General features: G+C 46.0%; 2 protein-coding genes. Both read right to left on the bottom strand.

Annotation, left to right across the window (positions count from 1 at the left end; all coding sequences use genetic code 11):
• Positions 1–1,215, bottom strand: a 1,215-nt coding sequence (locus tag RJ60_RS14580; protein ID WP_146028943.1) for an McrC family protein, incomplete at its 3' end; no start/stop codon positions are given.
• A gap of 1 nt (position 1,216) precedes the next feature.
• The gene (locus tag RJ60_RS16440) at positions 1,217–3,418 is read right to left on the bottom strand and encodes an AAA family ATPase (protein WP_099829299.1); all 2,202 of its coding nucleotides are present in this window, start codon (positions 3,416–3,418) and stop codon (positions 1,217–1,219) included.
• Between the last annotated feature and the right edge of the window lie 362 nt (positions 3,419–3,780).

Genomic DNA, 3,780 nt, shown 5'->3' with positions numbered 1-3,780 from the left:
GAGATCAACGAAACGAATGTCAACCCTAACGTTGTCATCGGAGCTGTATCCGATGTCGGACCTGCCAATCTTGTCGGAATAGGGATAAACCAAGACGATCCTGTCGGCCGCATACTTCTTGCCATATGCGTACATCTGGTACATATCGGACTGGGAAATTCCGCTGTTTCGGTCAGTATCAGAGAGGAGTTTCCATTTGGTATCCATAACAACTGTACGCTCTCCAAATTCCAGTACGATATCTGGTCGAAGCGCAAAGGCCCGCCTCGGCTTATCAAACAGGCTGTAAGTCGCGTCCTGTGTCCGGATGTTGATGGCTCTACCTACATGTTTACGAAGCTTCGCAGCGACAAAACTCTCGAACACCTTTTCCATAGGAAAGAGAAGCGCAAGCGCAACTTCGTTACCGGCATACGCTGTGAAGCTATTTCCCAGCAAGAACACACGGCACCATGACAGGGCCTTGTCGTAGTGGTTCATGCTGCGATCGATCAAACACTTCGAAAAGTCCTCATAGTAGCTTTCAGAATAATCTACCCTATCAAAGAGAGTAAGCAATTGAGACGCATGTTGGCGGTTACGACCGTCATGTGTGGCTTTAAGAAGAAAGCGAAGCGTGGACTTGATCAGACGGTTCTCCGGTCTGTTCGCATTGAAATCATCATAGAGAACGTAGAATCGCTGTTTGTTGACCAGATTCTGCTTAATGTTCTGTGAGGTCAAGATCTTCCCTTTGTAGAACTTCTCGTTTGCTTCAACGGGCGTGTAAGCTGATTTGAGGCCCTGTTTCGCAAGTGCAGTCACCTCGTCCAGGAACATCTTTATAAAGATCTCGAAGAGATTCAGTCGATCCACGTGAAGATGAGACACGTTGAAATCCTTGAACGTGATGTCTCTTAACGTCTTAAGCATCTCAAGAAAGATTCGTTTTGTTGCATCTTCGCCGATCTCATCGCCAGCGATTTTTGGCAGGATCTCGATTACCGTCCCGTCTGTCATCGCTATCAGCCCAACGTAATTCCGAGCAGTTATGACCTTGCCAACACCCCTTCGAGCCGATAGCGAAAGAAGTTCGATCGCCTCAGTTTCCTTTTCAGAGACATTGGCGAGAATAAAGTTCTCCAGTGCTTCAAAGGTCTCCTTACGCAAGGCCTTATATCCATTTACCGCCTTCTCACAAGCAAACCCGCTGTATTCAGTTATAGTGTAAGTCATCTCACATTTGCCTATAGGCTTCAATCATCTCGAAGGCCTCTCTGTTCACCTCGTAATACTCCGGGAAATCTATTTCGGCACTACCAAACAGATCAATAGTGTCGCTCTTTTTCACGATGAAGCGGGTGCTATCATCTGTCTTTTTGTTGTCTCCCAGTACGAGCTGGATCTTCTCATAGTCATCGTAGAAATACTCCTGCAAGAGAGGAACTATGCTGTTTTCGAAAATCTCCGCAAGAGTCTCAATAGTCGCGCTTTTTCTAAGCGGGAGCAGATAGGAATGCCCGATCGTATGCTCACGATCGAGCAACACAGTGATGCGTTTGTTAATCGTATCGAGCATTTGTGCGATGTTGATGTTCTCCACACTTACGCCTTTTAGTATCGTTGAGTTGGGCTGCATTTCCACAAAGCTAAACCTGCGGCGCAATGCGGAGTCTATCAGCGCTATTGAACGATCTGCAGTGTTCATGGTTCCAATGATGTAGACATTATCAGGCACACCGAAATTCTGCCCGGAGTAGGGCAGTCTCGCGCGTAGCTGCTCGCTTGCGCCTATACGCTTCGACGATTCAATCAGCGTTATTAGTTCCCCGAAGATCTTAGAAATATTGCCGCGGTTAATCTCATCTATTATGAAGACTCGGTTTGGAACCTTAACTTCTTCTTTGAATAGATCTGACTTCAGCTTTCTGAGCATCTGCAATACATCCGAGACGGAAACAGACAGTTTGTACACAGTCGAAAGCGTCATGGCTCTTCCACCATTGAGGTCGACGATATCCTCGTTAATCCCTTTTACTAGCCACCTAACATTCCGCATCCTTTTATAATTAGGGTATTCGTTGTGCCATTCCGGCTCGCCGGTGACAACACCGATAGCATCGATCGTCTTGCTCGAATAGCAAGAAAGGACGATATCGCCAATCTGCATCTTGTTGTAAAAGGCGTTAAGAACATTGCTTCCGCCGTGCTCTCCAAAATCCGTAGCATCTGATATGTTCTCCCCGTATTCGTCCCATCCGATGCGAATGTGGTTATTCTCTATACACTCGGTCCGAGTGGGATTATCGCCTGCTGCTTCAAGAGAAACCTTCCATACTGTTGGGTTCTTCCCGATTCCCAAATCTGCGTCTGCCTTTTCCCCGACAGGGTTCCCGGCATTATCGCAGAATGCCTTGAAAATCCCATCATGAATCTCGTATTCAATTTCACTACTGGTATCAGCTTTCTCTTCCGGGGAGACAACGGGACGAATCCCCTCGATGAACTCCTCGTAGCTGAAAGACTGGTGGAAAGTTGTGAAAGCAATTATTCCATCGTCTTTGTATTTTAGATAGCGACTGAACACTTCTCCGTAATCCTCAGCCTTTACTTTAGCAATAGATTTTTCCTCAACAATAGCAACGGCGTACTGAATAGCGCTGTAGGTTTTCCCCGTTCCAGGGGGCCCGTAAAGTATAATGTTCTTTGCAGTTATTGAGTTCTTGAGTATTGGTGGCCTGGGCGGTTTAGGACCGATTCCAGTCCATGCTCTATGTGAAATTTCTGGGAACGATGGCCTAGGCGACTCTTTAGTAAGTTCATTCTTCAGCGAATCAAGAATTCTTACATATTCATCGCCACTGCAACGATCTTTTGGCACGCTAATCTCATAGTGCTTAGCTATGTACTTACAGGAGTTCCCGTCAAGCGGCATAAAGACTCTGGGTCTAATCCAGAATAACCCTATTGTAATTTTCGCCACTCCGTTCATCCTAACTGCGACAGCCTTTTCGAATGCTTCTTTGAATTCGTTAGAAAAGGTATTTGTATCGGCCGATTTCAAAGCGTGAGCAAAAAGGTTCCACATTTCATCATCACCAACAAAGAACGACCGTCTGTTATCAAGAACAGGTATTCCCGCAAATTGTGTTGGCGCCGGGATTTTCACTCCGAACTCGTCGCCAAGGACTTTCGCCAGAAGGGTTCTGTTTGCGTCTGTTATTCGACGATTCATTACTCCCATAACTGAGAAAGGATCGATCCGATATTGTCGAGGCCCCCACCAATCTTCTCGCTCGAAATGAAGGTATTCCATCAGTGGCTGCTCCGATGAAAGCTTCTTAATCACGTTGAATAGTTCGCCCGGCTTATCCCTGAAGTCGAGCAGTTTGTCAGCAAGCGCCTCGTAAAATGGAACCCATTGGAATCCACTATCCAAGAGTATCAACTCCTTGCATGGCCATTTGCGTACTTTCTGGTTTCTCCCGTGACCCATCCGTCAATCAGCAACTGAAAAACTGGCCACCGAAGAGAATAGTCGAGAACACCTAGTTCGTATTTAGTCTACCAATTCTCAGATCTCAGAATCAATCTTGAAAACAATAGCTGTTATCTGAAATGATGAAAAGCTTATTTGATCTCTAGGACTAATTTCTCTTCATCGGGCTTCTTGTGCGCAAACAAAAAACTGCTCATCAAGAAGGTTTTCTTTGCAGTTATTTTCGAACCCTAGACCTATATACGGATGCAATCCATCTTCCAGTGATGCCAAAAAGGAGTCGCTGTGTTTTTGCCGCGTGG

Source organism: Mesotoga sp. B105.6.4 (assembly GCF_002896535.1).
In the GTDB taxonomy this organism is placed as follows: Bacteria; Thermotogota; Thermotogae; order Petrotogales; family Kosmotogaceae; genus Mesotoga.
The sequence above is the reverse complement of the archived record's forward strand: the minus strand, read 5'-3'. Positions and strand labels throughout refer to the sequence as shown.